The organism is Kamptonema sp. PCC 6506, from assembly GCF_000180455.1.
In the GTDB taxonomy this organism is placed as follows: domain Bacteria; phylum Cyanobacteriota; class Cyanobacteriia; order Cyanobacteriales; family Microcoleaceae; genus Kamptonema; species Kamptonema formosum.
The window spans coordinates 1-636 of record NZ_CACA01000068.1; the positions used below are offsets into that span (position 1 = coordinate 1).

At 41.0% G+C, this 636-nt stretch carries 1 protein-coding gene; it reads left to right on the forward strand.

What is annotated here, in order from left to right; translation table 11 throughout:
* Nucleotides 1–531 (forward strand): ATP-binding protein (locus tag OSCI_RS03345; protein WP_039961692.1); only part of this gene is annotated, 531 nt, incomplete at its 5' end.
* Nucleotides 532–636: the final 105 nt, after the last annotated feature.

A 636-nucleotide genomic window follows, 5' to 3' on the forward strand; every position in this document is an offset into this window, starting at 1 on the left:
CTCCCCCCCGCTCCCTTATTAGTGCGTCCCATGCTCGAAATCACTCGTACCCAAACAGGTGCATTTTGTCAAGAGCAAAACCTAGAAATTTGGGAAGATTCTACTAACCACGACTTAAAGTATGCTCGTAATCGTATCCGCGCTGAATTGTTGCCATACTTGCAAACTCACTTCAATCCCCAAGCTGAACAAGCTCTAGCGCAAACCGCAGAACTCCTTCGGGCCGATACAGACTATCTAGCAATTGCGGCTAGTGAATTGTGCTTACAAGCATCTTTTAGCAATAGTTTAGATGGAAAATATCGAATTAATCGCCATATTTTGAATGGAGTTCATTTGGCTTTACAAAGAAGGGTTTTAAGGCAATTATTACAGGAAATATTGCCTGTTTCTCCGAGTTTTGTTCACATTGAAAAAATTCGAGAATTAATTTCTGCACCTAATAGATCCCAAACCGCTCCCTTTCCCGGAGGCGCGATCGCGATTGTTGAAGGTCAATGGATTATTTTTACAAAACTTACGCACTCTTGACTTTAAATCAAGGCTTTGAGATTACTTCACTACGTTCGCAATGACAATAAAGGGGGTAGTAAAGCCGGATTTGGTATCAGCCATTCTGTTATAAAATAAAACTAG